The 15004-nt window shown below is 69.5% G+C and carries 15 protein-coding genes, 3 tRNA genes and 1 pseudogene; 5 read left to right on the top strand and 14 right to left on the bottom strand.

Features of this window, described 5'->3' with window-relative positions; all coding sequences use genetic code 11:
* Nucleotides 1–762 precede the first annotated feature (762 nt).
* Together ACZ3I4_RS45050 and ACZ3I4_RS45045 are read right to left on the bottom strand one after the other, a co-directional pair.
* Nucleotides 763–1512, bottom strand: coding sequence for an ABC transporter permease (locus tag ACZ3I4_RS45050; protein ID WP_465388370.1), 750 nt, complete (start codon nucleotides 1510–1512; stop codon nucleotides 763–765).
* A gap of 143 nt (nucleotides 1513–1655) precedes the next feature.
* On the bottom strand, nucleotides 1656–2636 hold the full coding sequence (locus ACZ3I4_RS45045; protein WP_465388311.1) for an ABC transporter substrate-binding protein: 981 nt from the start codon (nucleotides 2634–2636) through the stop codon (nucleotides 1656–1658).
* A gap of 263 nt (nucleotides 2637–2899) precedes the next feature.
* On the opposite strand from ACZ3I4_RS45045, the gene ACZ3I4_RS45040 reads away from it, so the two are divergent.
* Nucleotides 2900–3832, top strand: a complete 933-nt coding sequence (locus tag ACZ3I4_RS45040; RefSeq protein ID WP_465388369.1) for an LLM class F420-dependent oxidoreductase — start codon at nucleotides 2900–2902, stop codon at nucleotides 3830–3832.
* Nucleotides 3833–3834: 2 nt separating this feature from the next.
* Here the strand turns inward: ACZ3I4_RS45040 and ACZ3I4_RS45035 are convergent, their stop codons facing one another.
* Together ACZ3I4_RS45035 and ACZ3I4_RS45030 are read right to left on the bottom strand one after the other, a co-directional pair.
* A complete protein-coding gene (locus ACZ3I4_RS45035; RefSeq protein WP_465388310.1) occupies nucleotides 3835–4470 on the bottom strand; it encodes a response regulator transcription factor in 636 nt (211 codons plus the stop codon).
* Nucleotides 4422–5717, bottom strand: a complete 1296-nt coding sequence (locus tag ACZ3I4_RS45030) for a sensor histidine kinase (protein ID WP_465388309.1) — start codon at nucleotides 5715–5717, stop codon at nucleotides 4422–4424. Before ACZ3I4_RS45030 ends, ACZ3I4_RS45035 begins: the two co-directional genes overlap by 49 nt.
* Nucleotides 5718–5819: 102 nt before the next feature.
* Between ACZ3I4_RS45030 and ACZ3I4_RS45025 the strand changes: the two genes are divergently transcribed.
* Complete coding sequence (locus tag ACZ3I4_RS45025; RefSeq protein WP_465388308.1) at nucleotides 5820–6821, top strand: fatty acid desaturase family protein; 1002 nt, start codon at nucleotides 5820–5822, stop codon at nucleotides 6819–6821.
* On the opposite strand, the gene ACZ3I4_RS45020 is transcribed toward ACZ3I4_RS45025, so the two are convergent.
* The gene (locus ACZ3I4_RS45020; protein WP_465388307.1) at nucleotides 6818–8557 is read right to left on the bottom strand and encodes a pyruvate dehydrogenase; all 1740 of its coding nucleotides are present in this window, start codon (nucleotides 8555–8557) and stop codon (nucleotides 6818–6820) included. The two genes, ACZ3I4_RS45025 and ACZ3I4_RS45020, sit on opposite strands and share 4 nt — an antisense overlap.
* Before the next feature lie 70 nt (nucleotides 8558–8627).
* On the opposite strand from ACZ3I4_RS45020, the gene ACZ3I4_RS45015 reads away from it, so the two are divergent.
* Nucleotides 8628–9413, top strand: coding sequence for an SDR family NAD(P)-dependent oxidoreductase (locus tag ACZ3I4_RS45015; RefSeq protein ID WP_465388306.1), 786 nt, complete (start codon nucleotides 8628–8630; stop codon nucleotides 9411–9413).
* Here the strand turns inward: ACZ3I4_RS45015 and ACZ3I4_RS45010 are convergent.
* Nucleotides 9397–10227 (bottom strand): alpha/beta fold hydrolase, encoded by an 831-nt coding sequence (locus ACZ3I4_RS45010; protein WP_465388305.1) that lies wholly within the window; start codon nucleotides 10225–10227, stop codon nucleotides 9397–9399. The two genes, ACZ3I4_RS45015 and ACZ3I4_RS45010, sit on opposite strands and share 17 nt — an antisense overlap.
* Before the next feature lie 27 nt (nucleotides 10228–10254).
* Here ACZ3I4_RS45010 and ACZ3I4_RS45005 point away from each other — a divergent pair, with 27 nt between their 5' ends.
* Complete coding sequence (locus ACZ3I4_RS45005) at nucleotides 10255–10974, top strand: TetR family transcriptional regulator (RefSeq protein ID WP_465388304.1); 720 nt, start codon at nucleotides 10255–10257, stop codon at nucleotides 10972–10974.
* A gap of 10 nt (nucleotides 10975–10984) precedes the next feature.
* On the opposite strand, the gene ACZ3I4_RS45000 is transcribed toward ACZ3I4_RS45005, so the two are convergent.
* The 7 genes and pseudogenes from ACZ3I4_RS45000 to ACZ3I4_RS44970 form a co-directional block, all read right to left on the bottom strand.
* The gene (locus tag ACZ3I4_RS45000; RefSeq protein ID WP_465388303.1) at nucleotides 10985–11725 is read right to left on the bottom strand and encodes an MBL fold metallo-hydrolase; all 741 of its coding nucleotides are present in this window, start codon (nucleotides 11723–11725) and stop codon (nucleotides 10985–10987) included.
* On the bottom strand, nucleotides 11725–12408 hold the full coding sequence (locus ACZ3I4_RS44995; RefSeq protein WP_465388302.1) for an ArsR/SmtB family transcription factor: 684 nt from the start codon (nucleotides 12406–12408) through the stop codon (nucleotides 11725–11727). The genes ACZ3I4_RS45000 and ACZ3I4_RS44995 overlap by 1 nt, the downstream gene beginning before the upstream one ends.
* Nucleotides 12409–12506: 98 nt before the next feature.
* Nucleotides 12507–12911, bottom strand: a complete 405-nt coding sequence (locus ACZ3I4_RS44990) for a DUF6069 family protein (RefSeq protein WP_465388301.1) — start codon at nucleotides 12909–12911, stop codon at nucleotides 12507–12509.
* On the bottom strand, nucleotides 12904–13359 hold the full coding sequence (locus ACZ3I4_RS44985; RefSeq protein ID WP_465388300.1) for an SRPBCC family protein: 456 nt from the start codon (nucleotides 13357–13359) through the stop codon (nucleotides 12904–12906). Before ACZ3I4_RS44985 ends, ACZ3I4_RS44990 begins: the two co-directional genes overlap by 8 nt.
* Nucleotides 13360–13525: 166 nt before the next feature.
* A pseudogene (locus ACZ3I4_RS44980) lies at nucleotides 13526–13840 on the bottom strand (ArsR/SmtB family transcription factor); the annotation flags it as partial.
* 41 nt (nucleotides 13841–13881) lie between these two features.
* Nucleotides 13882–13955: transfer RNA gene (locus ACZ3I4_RS44975), tRNA-Arg, on the bottom strand.
* Nucleotides 13956–13959: 4 nt separating this feature from the next.
* Nucleotides 13960–14031: transfer RNA gene (locus ACZ3I4_RS44970), tRNA-Met, on the bottom strand.
* Between the two features lie 64 nt (nucleotides 14032–14095).
* On the opposite strand from ACZ3I4_RS44970, the gene ACZ3I4_RS44965 reads away from it, so the two are divergent.
* Complete coding sequence (locus ACZ3I4_RS44965) at nucleotides 14096–14485, top strand: VOC family protein (RefSeq protein WP_465388299.1); 390 nt, start codon at nucleotides 14096–14098, stop codon at nucleotides 14483–14485.
* Between the two features lie 131 nt (nucleotides 14486–14616).
* Here ACZ3I4_RS44965 and ACZ3I4_RS44960 read toward each other — a convergent pair.
* A tRNA-Trp gene (locus tag ACZ3I4_RS44960) sits at nucleotides 14617–14689 on the bottom strand.
* Nucleotides 14690–15004: the final 315 nt, after the last annotated feature.

The following is a 15004-nucleotide window of genomic DNA, read 5'->3' as shown; positions in this document are numbered from 1 at the left end:
CCGAGAAGATTCGCCTCTCCTCAGAGTGATCAGGTGGCTGTTCCATGCCAGTCCCTCAACAGAGCGACTGAACCAAGCTCAGACGTTAAACGCGAAGCTCAGTTCCAGTCGCGGGCTCACTTTCGGCCCCAGCCCCAGCCCCGGTCTCAGCCCCCGTCCCGGTCCACATCCCGGTCACAGCCCCAGTCCCGGTCCAGATCCCGGTCACAGCCCCAGTCCCGGTCCAGATCCCGGTCACAGCCCCAGTCCCGGTCCAGATCCCGGTCACAGCCCCAGTCCCGGTCCGGGTCGCGGTCTCAGCCCCAGTCCCGGTCCCGACCCCAGGCCCGGGCTCGGCCGGGCGTCCTGCAGTCGCATTTGGTCGGTCCCGGTTGCGGGCTCGGCCTCTTTCGGTTGGGGCTTCGCGGCCGCTGCGTGTGAGTTCGCATGCGGGGTTCCGCGGGCAGATCCGTGACGCCGGATCGGGGTTGTGTGGTCTTGGGCTCGCGGGCCGCGATGATTGTCGGGCGGGTGTTGGGCGGGTTGCGCCCTTGTGGGTCTTTAATGGATTTCTTTGGGCATTCTTAGTGGGTGGTTGCGGTGACACTCGATGCCGTGAATTTCCGCCGGGTTTGTGCAACTCGCCATTCTGTGGGCGCGGTGATAAAAGGCAAGAATGGCGATGGCGATGGCGATGGCGATGGCGATGGCGATGGCGATGGCGATGGCGATGGCGATGGCGTGCGCGGCTGCGGGGTGACGGTTGGCTTTGTGCGTGGTGGATCAGGCTGTCGTGCCTCGGACCCAAGGCAGGGCCAGGCGTTCGATGGCTACGATCGCGTAGTACAGGATGATGCTGACTATGGCCATCAGCGTCAGGGCGGCGAACGCCGTGGCGGTGTCGCCCTGGCCTGCGGTTTGGACGATGATTGTGCCCAGGCCCTCGTCTACCGAGCCGGACTGCATTTCGCCTACGGCTACGCCGATTACGGCCAGCGGCATGGCCAGTTTGAGGCCGACGAAGATCTGGGGTAGCGCGGCGGGGACGCGTACGCGCAGGAAGGTCTGGACCCGGGTGGCGTCGAGCGAGCGGGCCAGTTCGGCCAGGTCGGCCGGTGTGCTGGTCAGGCCGGTCGCTGTGGAGAGCACGATCGGGAAGAAGCAGAGCAGGAACGCCATGGCCAGCACGGGCTTGGTGCCGAAACCGAACCAGGCGATCATCAAGGGGGCGATCGCGACCTTGGGGACGGCGTTGAGGGCCACCAGCAGCGGGCCGAATGCGCGCTCGAACGGCTTCCACGCGGCGATTGCTGTGCCCAGCGCGACGCCGATGACGATCGACAGCGCGAAGCCGATCAGGGTGACCCGGGTCGTGTCCCAGGCTGTGTTGAGCAGCAGCTCGGGATAGGTGCGGAAGCTTTCGGCCACGTCGAGTGGCGACGGCAGGACGATCGGCTGAATGTCGAAGATCTCGACGGCCGCGGCCCAGACCGCGATGGTCAGGGCGATACCGAACACCGGCCAGGCCACCATCGACAGGGAGATCCGCCGCGCCGGGCGGGTGGGACGGGCCACAGTGGCCTCCGACGGGGGCGTCAGGGTGTCTTGCACCGGTGCTCCTCGAAAAGGGCGGGGGCACGCCGTCGCCGGCGTACCCCCGTCACACTAAAGAACGATCAGGCCTTCGGGGTCAGATCGAAGTTGATGACCTGCTCCGGCTTGAGACCCGGGTCGATCTGGCCGGAACCCTGCAGGATTGCGATCGAGCGGGCGACCCGCTCGGCGTCGAGCGCGCCGACCGGGATGCCGGCCGCGGCCGACTTCACGTACGGGCCCATCAGCGTGAGCTCGGCGGCGATGCCCTCCGGCTTGGCCGTCTGGACGTACTTCTGCATGATCTTGCCGGCGTCATCGGGGTTCTCGATGGAGTCGGAGAGACCCTTGAGCAGCGCCTCGGTGAACTTCTTGACCTTCTCCGGGTTGTCCTGCGCGTACTTCGACGACGTGATCAGCACGTTGCCGTACAGGTCCTGGAGGACGTCGCTGTAGGGCAGCACGACGGCCTTCTTGGGCTTGGCCACCGTCTCGACGGTCGGCTTGCCCACCACGAACTGGCCGATGCCCTGGACCCGGCCCGAGGCGAGGATGCCGATCAGCGTCTGCGCCTCGCCGCTGACGAACTTGACCTTCTTGTCGTCGACGTTGGCCAGCTTGGCGTAGGTCGGGAACAGCGTGCGGACCACCGAGCCGGGCGCGTCGGCCAGCGTCTTGCCCTCGAGGTCCTTCGGCGCGTTGATGCCGTTGCCCTCGAGCGCGATGATCGCCGCCATGGTGCGCTGCTGGATGGCGCTCACCGCGACGAAGCCGGTGGTCTTGTCCTTGCCGCCGGCGGCGATCAGGCCACCGGTGAGGTCGATCGGGGTGAACTGGGCCTGGCCCGACACGATCGACTTGATGTTCTCACCGGAGCCCTTGCCCGGGTTGATCGTGACGTCGAAGCCGGCGTCCTTGAAGTAGCCCTTCTCGAGGGCGACGTACGCGTAGGAGTCACGGCCGAAAGTGCCGAACGAGGTCAGGTATGTGATCTTCTCGAGCGAGGCGCCGCCGCCACCGTCGCCGTCAGCCGAGTCGTCGCTGCACCCAGCGGCCGCGCTCATGGTGAGAGCAAGCGCGCCGGCGACAACGGAACGAACGAGGGTCCTTCTGTGCACCGTAATCCTTCCAGACGGGCATCGAGGCAAATGGCGCGCCGAGGCCTAAGGGGTCGTACGTGGGACGGGGGTGCCCCGACCGGGGATCGTAGGGCAAACTGGCACATGCATCGATGACAAGTTCGTCTCAAACGCCGAAGTAGACGTATCTCTCACGATGGATCATGATGAGCGAGTATGCGTCCGAACAGCGTTTATTGGGGTCGATGATGCGCGTCTGTCTGTTCATCGAGCCCCACCGGGGTGCCTCTTATGACACCCAATTGAGGTTCGCCCGGCACGCCGAAGACGCTGGTTACGAGGGACTTCTGCGCGCCGACCACTACCGCGCGCTCACGCCCGACCCGGGACTGCCCGGTCCGACCGACGCCTGGATCACGCTGGCCGGTCTCGCGCGCGAGACGAAAACACTGCGCATCGGCACAATGGTGAATTCCGCCACTTTCCGTCTGCCCGGTCCTTTGTCGATCATCGTGGCGCAGGTCGATCAGATGAGCGGCGGCCGCGTCGAGCTGGGCATGGGCGCCGGCTGGGTCGAGCGCGAGCACACCGCGTACGGGATCCCGTTCCCTCCGGTGGGTGAGCGCTTCGACCGGCTCGAGGAGCAGCTCGAGATCCTGACCGGCCTGTGGGCGACGGCCGGCGACGAGACCTATTCGTTCCACGGCAAGCATTACCAGCTGGTGGACGCGCACGCTCTCCCCCGGCCGGCACAGCGGCCGCATCCGCCGATCATCGTCGGGGGCAAGGGTCCCCGCCGTACGCCGGAGCTGGCGGCCCGGTTCGCCGACGAATACAACATGCCGTTCAAGTCGGTGGACGAGACCGCGGCGGCGTTCGGCCGCGTGCGTCAGGCGGCGGAGAAGGCGGGCCGGACCAGGCCGCTGACCCTGTCGGCGGGCATCGTGGTGGCGATCGGCCGCAGCGACGCCGAGGCGCAACGCCGGGCCGCTCCCCTGCACGTCAAGAGCGCGCTGCCGCCGGAGGACCCGGTGGTCGGCTCGCCGGCCCAGCTCGTGCAGCGGATCGGCGAGATGCGGGAGATCGGCGCCACCCGCGTGCACCTGCGCATCATCGAGATGGACGATCTCGACCACCTCGACCTGATCGCCGCCGAGGTACTGCCGGAGCTGTCCAAATAGGCTCAGCTGTCCAAATAGGCGAGCACGGCCAGGACCCGGCGGTTGTCGTCCTCGGACGGCGGCAGGCCCAGCTTGGTGAAGATGTTGTTGATGTGCTTGCTGACCGCCTTCTCGGTGACGAAGAGCCGCCCCGCGATGGCCGCGTTGGAACGCCCGGACGCCATCTCGCCCAGCACTTCCCGCTCGCGCGCGGTGAGCACGTCGAGCGGCTGCGAGCGGTCGAGCAGGCGGGCCACCACCTCGGGGTCCATGACCGTGCCGCCGGCCGCCACCTGCCGTACGGCGTCGACGAACTGGGCCACGTCCGACACGCGGTCCTTGAGCAGGTAGCCCACCCCGCCGCGCCGGTCGGAGAGCAGCTCGCGGGCGTACAGCGGTTCCACGTGCTGCGAGAGGACCAGGATCGGCAGTCCGGGGAGCTCACGGCGTACGGCGATGGCCGCTTGAAGCCCCTCGTCGGTGAACGTGGGCGGCAGGCGCACGTCGAGCACGGCCACGTCGGGCTTGCAGTCGAGCAGCGTGGGCAGCACATCGGGCCCGCGGCCGACCACCGAGACGACCTCGAACTCGAACGCCTCCAGGATCCGGGTCAATCCGTCCCGGAGGAGAGCATGGTCCTCGGCGATGACGACGCGCACGGCAACTCCATGGTGACGATGGTCGGTCCGCCCGGCGGGCTGGACAGGGTCATCGTGCCATCGAAGGCGGCGAGGCGTCGCTCCATTCCGGCCAGCCCGGTGCCCCTGGACATGTCGGCGCCGCCCCGGCCGTCGTCGCCGACCTCCATGCGCAGCAGGTCACCGGCGCGGTGGATGCTGACGTAGGCGAAGGTGGCCGCGCTGTGCCGTTGCACGTTGGCCAGCGCCTCGGCGATCGCGAAATAGGCCGCCGACTCGACCGGCGTCTCCAGCCGGCCCTCGATGCCCGAGTCCACAGTGGTCGGGATGCGTGAGGTCAGGGCGAGGGCCCGGACCGCCCCGTCGAGGCCACGCTCGGCCAGCACCGGCGGGTGAATCCCGCGTACGAGATGGCGCAGCTCGACCAGGGCGGTGGAGCTGTTCTCGCGCGCCTCGGCCAGCAGCTTGCGGGCGGTTCCGGGGTCACGCTCGATCAACTCCTCGGCCAGGCCGATCGTCATGCCGAGCGACACCAGCCGGGCCTGGGCGCCGTCGTGCAGATCACGCTCGATGCGGCGCAGCTCGGCGGCCTGGGCGTCGACCGTGTCGGCCCGGGTGACGGTGAGCTGGGTGACCCGCAGGCGCAGCTCGGCGGCGCGGGTCGGGGCCAGGAACAGCCGGGCCCACAGCCCCTCGAACCGGCGCAGATGGGGCGCGGCGGCCAGGCCCAGCGCGAGGAAGACCAGGCCCTGAGGCAGCGAAAGGAAGCCCTCGCTGACGCTCTCGATGGGCCAGTTCACGCCGTAGCCCGACCACTCGCCGCCCAGATACATCCAGAGCGGCAGCAGCACGATGCCTTCCACCCCGTACGCCGGGATGGCCAGCGTCAGCACGCCGAGCACCACCCCGCCGATCCCGCCCGGCAGCAGCCACGCGAAGTCGCGCCAGGTGGCCGGGTCGGTGATCACCCAGTGGTAGCGCTTCCAGCCGACCGCCCCGACGTCGTGCGGCTTCGGCCGGTACGGCCGGGGGATGCTCACCCCGTGCCAGCCGGCCACCCGGCGGGCCAGGTCGGCGCGGGCCCGGATGAGCACGGTCACCGCCGGCAACGCCACCAGCCCGATCCCCAGCACCGGGGTGAGCACCAGCGACACCAGGAAGAGCACGAAGAGCGGGAAGTTCAGGACCGCGAGCACGATCGCCAGCAACCCCGCCGCCATGGCCCGCAGCCCGTCACGAATCCAGTCTCTGGTCTCCACGCTTTCCATCCTGAAGCACCGGCGCCGCCAACTCAGTAGTGCTAGCCCTACCAACGCGAGGGGATCCTGCACTCCTGACCTTGAGGGGGTCCGTACGGTGTGCTGGAACGCATGACGACGATGGCAGAGCGGCCGCGCACGACGGCCGGAAGCGACTTCGCCGAGCTGGGCCGGCGGATCAACCAGGCGGGCCTGCTGCGACGGCGGCCGGGGTATTACGTCCTGCGGCTCGGCCTGGTCGCCGGCGCGCTGATCCTCGGCTGGACCGCCTTCTTCCTGATCGGCGCCTCCTGGTGGACGCTGGCCGTGGCGGCATTCCTCGCCGTGGTGTTCGCACAGACCGCGCTGGTCGCCCACGACCTCGCGCACCGGCAGGTGTTCCGCACCAACAAGCCGAGCTCGCGGGCCGGTCTGATCGCGGGCAACCTGGCGATCGGCATGTCGTACGGCTACTGGATGGACAAGCACACCAAACACCACGCCAACCCGAACCATGACGATCTGGACCCGGACGTCGGGCCGGGCGTGCTGGTCTGGTCGCGCGAGGCGGCCCGGGGCAAGGGTTTCCTGACCCGCTACCAGGCGTACTTCTTCTTCCCGCTGCTGACCCTGCTCGGGTTGTCCCTCAAGCGCGACAGCCTGCGGTGGATCAACGAGAAGAAGAAGCCGCTGGAGGCCGCGCTGATCGGCGTCCACCTGATCGGCTACGTCGCGGCACTGGTCCTCGTGCTCAGCCCGCTGCAGGCGCTGGCGTTCCTCGTCGTGCACCAGGCCATCTTCGGCGTCTATCTGGGCATGACGTTCGCCCCCAACCACAAGGGCATGCCGCACCCCGACGGCAGCGAGGACTTCCTTCGCAAGCAGGTGCTGACCTCGCGCAACGTGCGCGGCAGCCGGTTCGTCGACGCGGCTCTGGGCGGGCTCAACTACCAGATCGAGCACCACTTGTTCCCGGCCATGCCGACCCCGAACCTGCGCAAGGCCCAGCCGATCGTGCAGCAGTACTGCGCGGAGATCGGCGTCCCGTACGAGATGACCAGCCTGACCGACTCGTACCGGCAGGCCCTGCAGCATCTGCACGACGTGGGCGCCGACCTCCGCGCGGCCGCCTAGCGGGGGATGTTGCGCAGGTTCGTGCGAGCCAGGTGAAGCATCTGTCCCACGCCGCCGGACATGACCGACCGTCCGGCGGCGAGCGCGAACCCGGCCGCCTCTTCCTTGGTGATGTGGGGCGGGATCTCCAGCGCGTTCGGGTCGGTCACGACGTCGAGCAGGGCCGGCCCGTCGTGGTCGAGCATCTGACGCAGCGCGCCGCGCACATCGGCGGGCTTCTCCACCCGTACGGCGTGCAGCCCGGCCGCCCGCGCGATGGCCGCGAAGTCGACGTGATCGTGGTCGGTCTCGTACGGCGGGTCCCCGGCCACCAGCATTTCCAGGCGCACCATGCCGAGGCTGGAGTTGTTGAACACCACCACCTTGACCGGCAGGTTGTGCAGCTTGGCGGTGAGCAACTCGCCCAGGAGCATGGCCAGCCCGCCGTCGCCGCTCATCGAGATCACCTGCCGCGACAAGTCGACCTTCTGAGCGCCGAGGGCGTGCGGCAGCGCGTTCGCCATCGTTCCGTGCACGAACGAGCCCAGCACGCGGCGGCGTCCGTTCGGCGTGATGTAACGCGCCGCCCAGCTCGTGCACATACCGGTGTCGGCCGTGAAGATCGCGTCGTCCGCGGCCTCCTCGTCGAGCACCGAGGCCACGTACTCGGGGTGGATCGGCACCAGATCTTCCACGTCTTTCGTGTACGCCCCCACGACGCGCTCCAGCTCGTCGACGTGCTTTTTCAGCATCCGTCCGAGGAACTTGTGGTCCTTGCGCTCGAGCCGCGGCCGGAGCGCCCGCAGCGTGGTGCCGACATCACCGGCCACCCCCATGTCGAGCGCGCTGCGGCGGCCCAGACGCGACGGGTCGATGTCGATCTGGATCGTGTTCTTCTGGGGCAGGAATTGCCGGTACGGGAAGTCGGTGCCGAGCAGCAGGAGCAGGTCGGCCTCGTGGGTCGCCTGGTAGCAGGCGCCGTAGCCCAGCAGGCCGGACATGCCCACGTCGTACGGGTTGTCGTACTGCAGCGACTCCTTGCCGCGCAGCGAATGCCCGACCGGCGCACCCAGCAGCTCGGCCAGCTGGAGCACCTCGTCGCGGGCGCCCGCGCAGCCGATCCCGCCGAAGATGGCGACCGTGCCGGCCGCGTTGATCCGCTCGGCCAGCTCCGCGATCACGTCGTCGGGCGGCGCGCCGAGCACCGGACCGGCCACCGCGTGCCCGTGCCCGGTGTCGTTGGCCGCGTCCGCCTCGAGCACGTCGCCCGGCACCACCAGGACCGCCGCGCCGCGCTTGCCGACCGCCTGCTGGATGCCGATCCGGGCCATCCGCGGCATCTGCTCCGGCGACGACACCATCTCGGTCCAATGGCTGGCCTGCTCGAACAGCCGCTTCGGATCGGTCTCCTGGAAGAAGCCGGTGCCGATCTCACCCGAGACGATGTGCGAGGCGATGGCCAGCACCGGAGCGGCCGATCGGTGCGCGTCGAAGACTCCCTGGATCAGGTGTGTGTTGCCCGGCCCGCAACTGCCCGCGCAAACCGCGAGTTTTCCGGTGACCTGGGCCTCGGCGGCCGCCATGAACGCCGCGGACTCCTCGTTGTGCACGTGGACCCACTCGATCGCGTCGTTGCGCCGGATCGCGTCCGACAGAGCGTTGAGGCTGTCCCCCACGATGCCGTAGATGCGTTCCACGCCCGCCTGCACCAGCACCTCGACGAACTGGTCAGCGACTGTCTTTCCCCTACCGAACACCGCGGCCTCCCGACCTCGTGCGAATGTGCGTGGGTTACCCGAGTGTCGAAGCGCGCGAACGGAGTCAGGGATGGATCTGCGTCTCACTAACAAGGTGGCCGTGGTCACCGGCGGTAATGCGGGCATCGGGGAGGCGATCGCCCGCGGGCTGGCCGCCGAGGGCGCGCACGTGGTGCTCGTCGCCCGCGATCCGGGCCGGCTGGCCGCCGTGGCCGAGTCGATTTCCGGCGTACGCGTGCTGACCGTCGCCGCCGACCTGACCGAACCTGACGCCGCCGACCGGGTGGCCGCGGCCGTCGAGGCCGAGTTCGGCGGGGCCGACCTGCTGATCAACAACGCCGGCACCGGGAGCGAGGAGAAGATCCTCACCGCCCCCGACTCGCGGTGGCAGTTCTACTGGGAGCTGCACGTGATGGCGGCCGTCCGGCTCGCCCGGTCGATCGCGCCGCTGATGAAGGCCCGCGGCGGGGGCGTGATCCTGCACAACGCGTCGATCTGCGCCACCCAGCCGCTGGGCTACGAGCCGATCTACAACACCACCAAGGCCGCGCTCGTCATGTTCTCCAAGTGCCTGGCCAACGAGCTGATCGGCGACAACATCCGGGTCAACGCGGTCAACCCCGGCCTGGTGATGACCGGCGACTGGATCAAGACCGCGAAGTCGCTCACCGAGGGCACCGACCAGACGTGGGAGCAGTACCTGCAGAAGATCGCCGACGACAACGCGCCGATCGGCCGGTTCGCCACCCCGGAAGAAGTGGCCGACTTCTTCGTCTTCCTGTGCTCGGAACGGGCGGCCTACTCCGTCGGGTCGACCTATTACGTCGACGGCGGCTGGCTCAAAGTGACGACCTGAGGAACGGGATCAGGATGGGCAGCACCTGCGCGGCCTGCATGGCCACCAGATGATCGGCGCCGGGGACAAGACAGACTTCCCACCCGTACGCGGTCAGCTCGCTCTGATGCTCCAGCAGCGGCCCGGCCAGGGCGACATAGGCGTTGTCCCAGGCCGGCCCGTACTGGATGTTGTCGTTCCGCCCGGCGAAGGCGAGTCGCGGGATCCGCAGGCGCACCTTGCTGTCGTCGAAGCCCCGCAGCGACTCGTAGAGCGTCACGAACTGCCGGGTCTGGTCGGGCGTCTGGGTGAAGGCCACCGAATCCCAGTCGCCCGGCACGGCTTCACCGGACGGCGGGGGCGGCGGGTCGAGCGCCATGCGGTGGGCCGCGCCGGTGACGGCCAGCATCGCCTCGTACGGCCCGCCGAGCGGGGGAAATCCGCCCATGGCCAGGGCAGTGAGCCGATCCGTGCGCAGCGCCAGCTGCAGCCCGGACAGCGCCGTCCAGGAGTAGCCGTAGTAGGCGAACCGGTCGGCGCCGGCCGCGTCGGCCAGGGCCAGCAGGTCGGCCGCCACGGCGTCGGCGGTCAGCGTGAGCGGAGCCGGGTGCTCGTTGCGATGGCCCTCGTAGTCCGCCGTGATCACCCGGAAGCCGGCGTCGGCCAGACCGGCCGCGAGGGTGTGCCCGTTGGCCGGGTCGGCGCCCCAGGCCCGCATCGTCTCGGCCTGCTCGCCCTCGATCAGCCGGGTGCCGACCGGGGTGAGAACGGCCGGTCCACTGCCTTGGACCTGGACATCGATCATGGAACCGTCGTGAAGTCGCGCGGTAGGCATGCAAAACACTATACACTGTCAGGAGTTATGGACGATCACCTCAGGCGGCTCTGGCGGCATCGCGGGACGACCCTGCCCACGCCCCGCCGCGGCCCCCGCCAGCAACTCGACCTCGACGCCATCCTCGACGCGGCGATCGCCCTGGCCGACGCGTCCGGGCTCGACGCCGTGTCCACCCGGGCCGTCGCCGCACGCTTCGACAAGACGGCGATGGCGCTCTATCCGTACGTGGGAACGAAGGAGAATCTGCTCGCGCTGATGCAGGACCACGCGAGCGCGGCACCCGCGACACCCCCGGCGACACTGCGGGAGTGGGCGACGGCGCTGTTCGAGCTGTATCTGGCCCATCCGTGGCTCACCGAACGGTCGTGGGCCCAAGGCAGCCAGGGCCCGAACGAGCAAGATTGGATGGAGTCGCTGCTGGCCGTCTTCGAGCGTCTCGGGGTCGCGGCCGAGGTGCGGGCGCCGGCCGTCACGATGCTCTATGCGACGACGCGGGCCACGGCTCAGACGGCGGCCGCCTATCGCCGCCTGACGCCCGCGGACGAGGCCGCCTGGCTGGCCCGGGCCACCGCGATCCCCGATTTCGCCGCGCGTTATCCACTCTCGACCGGGCTGCCACCGGTCGCCACCGATTGGCGGGACGCGCCCCAGGCCGGTCTGCTGGCGGCGGTCGATCTGCTGGAGGCGGGCCTGACCGGGGCGACCGACACCGGCGGCGCCGGGCAACTCGGTGGCGAGGCGTGACCCGGCGGGGTCAGAGGTCGAGGACCAGGCCTGACGTGGCGATGTCGATCGGGCCGTCGAAGTGCGCGGCGGCGGCCTCCCGCGCGGCGTCGCGATCGGTGCCCGGCCACAGGTGGGTGAGCATCAGGCGGCCCACGCCGGCCTGGCTCGCCCGGCGGCCGGCGTCGCTCGCGCTCGACAGCCCCTCGCGCAGATCCGCGGGCACCTCGTCGACATAGGTGGCCTCGGCCACCAGCAGGTCGTCCTGCGCGGCCAGGTCGACCAGGGCGGCCGAGGGGGCGCAGTCGCCCGAGTAGGTCATCGAACGGCCACCGGCCTCCAGGCGCAGCCCCGCGTTGGGCAGCATGTGCGGCAACAGGCGGCTGAGCACGTCGAACGGCCCGATCGGAAACCGGTCGCCCGGCTGGAAATCGTGCCGCGTGAAGGCCCCGGCCAGCATTTCCGGCCGGTCCAGCGCCAGCACCGCGTCGAGGGCGGCCCTGGGGGCGTACAGGGGAAGGGGTGGGGTCTTGACCGCGGACAGCGCGCGCGCCCGGAGCAGCGGGTTGATGTCGGCGCAGTGATCCGGATGACCGTGACTGATCAGGACGGCGTCGACCTGTTCCGCCTCGACGTGCCCGAGCAGGCGGGGCAGGGTGGCGTAGCCGAGGTCGAGCACGAGCCGGAAGCCGTCCAGCTCGACCAGGAAACCGCTGCAGGGTTCGACGGCCGTTGGGAACGCCCCGCTGGCGCCGAGCACGGTAAGGCGCATCAGTTCACCTCCGCCTTCAGCAGGGACCGCAGCGCGCTCGTGCCGTCCGCGGTCAGGCGCACCGCACGCCCGGTACCGATTCTGGTCACCCACTGCCGCTCGAGGAAGGCCTCGCACAGCCTCGCCCCGGCCACCCCGGCCAGATGATGCCGCCGCTCGGTCCAGTCGAGGCAGGCGCGCGCGAGAGGCCGGCGTCCCGCTTCGAGCGAGATCCCGAGCGTCGAGACGAGCCATTCCTTCCCGTACGCGGTGAGCGCGAACCCGCCGTCCTGATCCAGCATCTTCCCGGCCGTCATCGCATCGGTGACCGCGACCCCGAGCCGCCCCGCGAGATGGTCGTAGCAGGTGCGCCCCCGCCGCAGGGCCGCCGACGCGGTGACCGCCCGCAGCCCCCGCGGGGCCGGCCCCGGCCCGAGGCGGGCGGCCAGATCCTCGATGAGCTGCGCGGCGGCCGGGTCGGCCAGATGCACATAGCGGTGGCGGCCCTGCTTACGCTCAGCCAGCAGGCCGCCCTTGACCAGCCGATGCAGGTGCTCGGTGGCGGTGGACGGCGCCACTCCCGCGTGGACGGCCAGCTCCCCCGCCGTCCACGCACGCCCGTCAAGCAGCGCCAGGCACATCGCCGCCCGAGTCTCGTCGGCCAGCAGGGCCGCCAGCGCCGCAAGGTCGGATGCCGAGGTCATGCCTCATTCTGACCCGGCCACCCTTCGGCGCGGGCCGAACCTTTCCCGGCCGCCCCGGTCCGCGGGCTTCACCCCGACGGCCGGTTCCGGTCCGCGGTTCAGGCGACGGCCGGCTCCTGTTTGCGCGGCGCGGGACGGCCGAGTGCGAGCACGGCGACCACGCTGATCGGGGCCAGCGTGACGTGGCAGAGGGTCAGAGCGACCGTGCTGGCCGTGTCCAGGTCGGCCGGCAGCGTCATGACGAAGATCGTGACAATGGCGAGAACCGGCGCGACAATCGCCGCCGTCCGTGTGACCCAGGAACCGAGCCGCGACAGCAGGGCAACGAGCACGAGACCGATCAGCAGCGGCACGGCGGTGAAACCGGCCACGGTGATCGCGTCGACCTCGTTGCTCACGCCGTTGGCGGTGAACTCGAAGCGGCCACCCGCGGCCCGCCCGACCGCATAGATGATCAGGTTGAGGACGACCGCCGCGGCCACCGTGACCAGGCTCCTACGCATCGGCGTGCGCCTGCTTCAGGTAGGCCTCGATGCGAGCGAACGCGCCCTGCCACACTTCGCCGACGAAGAAGTCGCGAACCTCGGGCACCGGGAAGCCGCTCTGCACCACAGTCATGAGCGTGCCGTCGCCCTGAGCCTCGAAGGTGACCTCGACCCGCGTGGTCATCTCCAGCCCGTCCGGCCCCGACCCGATCGACTCGGTCACCAGCCGGTGCGGCCGGTCGATCTCGAGAAACGTCTGCGTCTCGCGAAACAGCGTGTTCTCGTCGGGCCCCCACACGGCGGTCTGCCGGCCGCCCACCCGCAGGTCGACCTCGATCTCGACGATGCCCGGCTCCTCGTCGAGAATGCTGAACCAGATCTTCTGCTTCCCGGCATCGGTGTAGGCGTCGAAAACCTCCTCCGGAGTGGCCGGAAGCTGCCGGGTGACCCGCATGTCAAGCGTCATCGGTGTGCTCTCTCTCGTCGGCTTTCCCCACGCGGGGCTTGATTTGGGCAGCCCTCGCCCGCGGCACGGCAGCGCCCGGCTCGACGGCGCCCGGCTCGGCGGCGCCCCGCTCGACGGCGACCTCCGGCTCGGTGGCGGCGTTCTGTTCGGCTGCGGCGCCTCGGGTCAGGGTGAAGTAGGCGTCGAGGCCATCGAGGCGGCGTGCCCACAGTCGCTGGTAGAAGCTGATCCACGCCATGGCCGAGTCGAGCGGCGCCGGCGCGAGGCTGCACTGCCGGGTGCGGCCGACCTTCTCGGTGACCACCAGGCCGGCGTCCTCCAGCACCTGAACGTGCTTCTTCATGCCGGTCAGCGTGATGCCGGCCGGCTCGGCAAGCTCGCCGATCGTCGCCGGCCCCGCCCCGAGCCGGATCAGCACGCCACGGCGAGTGGCATCCGCCAGCGAGGCGAACACCCGATCCAATCCCTCTTGCTGAACCACATGGTTCACCTTAGAAAACTGAACCAGAAAGTTCAACGTTGAGCCCCCGGGGAGATTCGAACTCCCGCCCTCCTGGTTCGAAGCCAGGCGCGCTGTCCGGCTGCGCTACGGGGGCGTCGTGTCGTCGGGTGGTCTCGAACCACCAGCCTCCGCCTTATGAGGGCGGCGCTCTCCCGCTGAGCTACGACGACGTGCACTGCTCGTCCGGTCTTTTACGGAAGCGGATCGTCCGCAACCGGCCCTAGGGTGCTCGGCATGCTGCAATCACGCACCCAAGACATGTGGTGGGGCATGGCCGTCGAGGCACCCGACCCGGCGGCGCTGGCCCGGTTCTATTCGGAGCTGGTCGGCTGGCCCGTGGTCCACGAGGAACCGGGCACCACGGTGCTGGCCACCCGGCCCGACGGTTCGAACTTCGTCGTCTTCCAGAAGGCCGACGACTACGAACCTCCGGTCTGGCCGCCCACCGGCCGGCAGCAGCGGCCGATGATGCACTTCGACTTCCAGGTCGGCGACCTCGACTCCGCGGTGGCCGAGGCGCAGGCCCAGGGGGCCAAGCTGGCCGATCACCAGCCGCAGTCGCACGTACGGATCCTGCTCGATCCGGCCGGGCATCCCTTCTGTCTGGTACGCGACGACGGCTGACGATTTGGGGCGGCGGCTGCGCGTTGGCTGGGTAGCGCAAGTGATCCCCTCCAGCGAGCCCGGCGGTCGCCTTACCCGCCGCAGCCGGCCCGCGCGAGCCACCGCCCCCTATTAAATTGTCACTGGAAAAGCACGGGCGGCAGGATTCGAACCCGCACCTTACGGCTTTGGAGGCCGTCGCTCTACCATTTGAGCTACACCCATAGGACCATTCAGGACACGCGTCGATAAGCCAGGCGGCATCAACCGAGAATCGCCCGCAAACCACGGGACATCGGCCTGGAACGGCACAACGAAGTCCGGGCACGGTGGCCTGCAGTCACACACACCATGAAGATCGGCGCAGGGGGCTACGTCGTCAGACGGGCAAGCCGTTACAGCGTCAGGCTCCCAGAACCGACACGGATCGCCTAGTAGGCGAGACCAGCCCGATCCACGACCGGACGCCACATGAGACGCCGCCGCATGACAGCACTCCGGACACCCGGGCGCCACATCTCCGCGGCACTCACACACAGG

It is taken from the genome of Actinoplanes sp. NPDC021490 (genome assembly GCF_055562135.1).
This window is presented reverse-complemented; position numbering and strand designations above follow the sequence as displayed.

Coding starts and splice junctions, on each gene's coding strand:
- ACZ3I4_RS45040 (WP_465388369.1), top strand. CDS start 2,900: ATGCGCGTCTGTCTGTTCATCGAGCCCCACCGGGGTGCCTCTTATGAC.
- ACZ3I4_RS44985 (WP_465388300.1), bottom strand. CDS start 13,359: ATGACGCTTGACATGCGGGTCACCCGGCAGCTTCCGGCCACTCCGGAG.
- ACZ3I4_RS45030 (WP_465388309.1), bottom strand. CDS start 5,717: ATGGAAAGCGTGGAGACCAGAGACTGGATTCGTGACGGGCTGCGGGCC.
- ACZ3I4_RS44965 (WP_465388299.1), top strand. CDS start 14,096: ATGCTGCAATCACGCACCCAAGACATGTGGTGGGGCATGGCCGTCGAG.
- ACZ3I4_RS45005 (WP_465388304.1), top strand. CDS start 10,255: ATGGACGATCACCTCAGGCGGCTCTGGCGGCATCGCGGGACGACCCTG.
- ACZ3I4_RS44995 (WP_465388302.1), bottom strand. CDS start 12,408: ATGACCTCGGCATCCGACCTTGCGGCGCTGGCGGCCCTGCTGGCCGAC.
- ACZ3I4_RS45045 (WP_465388311.1), bottom strand. CDS start 2,636: ATGAGCGCGGCCGCTGGGTGCAGCGACGACTCGGCTGACGGCGACGGT.
- ACZ3I4_RS45050 (WP_465388370.1), bottom strand. CDS start 1,512: ATGGTGGCCTGGCCGGTGTTCGGTATCGCCCTGACCATCGCGGTCTGG.
- ACZ3I4_RS44990 (WP_465388301.1), bottom strand. CDS start 12,911: ATGCGTAGGAGCCTGGTCACGGTGGCCGCGGCGGTCGTCCTCAACCTG.
- ACZ3I4_RS45015 (WP_465388306.1), top strand. CDS start 8,628: ATGGATCTGCGTCTCACTAACAAGGTGGCCGTGGTCACCGGCGGTAAT.
- ACZ3I4_RS45025 (WP_465388308.1), top strand. CDS start 5,820: ATGACGACGATGGCAGAGCGGCCGCGCACGACGGCCGGAAGCGACTTC.
- ACZ3I4_RS45010 (WP_465388305.1), bottom strand. CDS start 10,227: ATGCCTACCGCGCGACTTCACGACGGTTCCATGATCGATGTCCAGGTC.
- ACZ3I4_RS45000 (WP_465388303.1), bottom strand. CDS start 11,725: ATGCGCCTTACCGTGCTCGGCGCCAGCGGGGCGTTCCCAACGGCCGTC.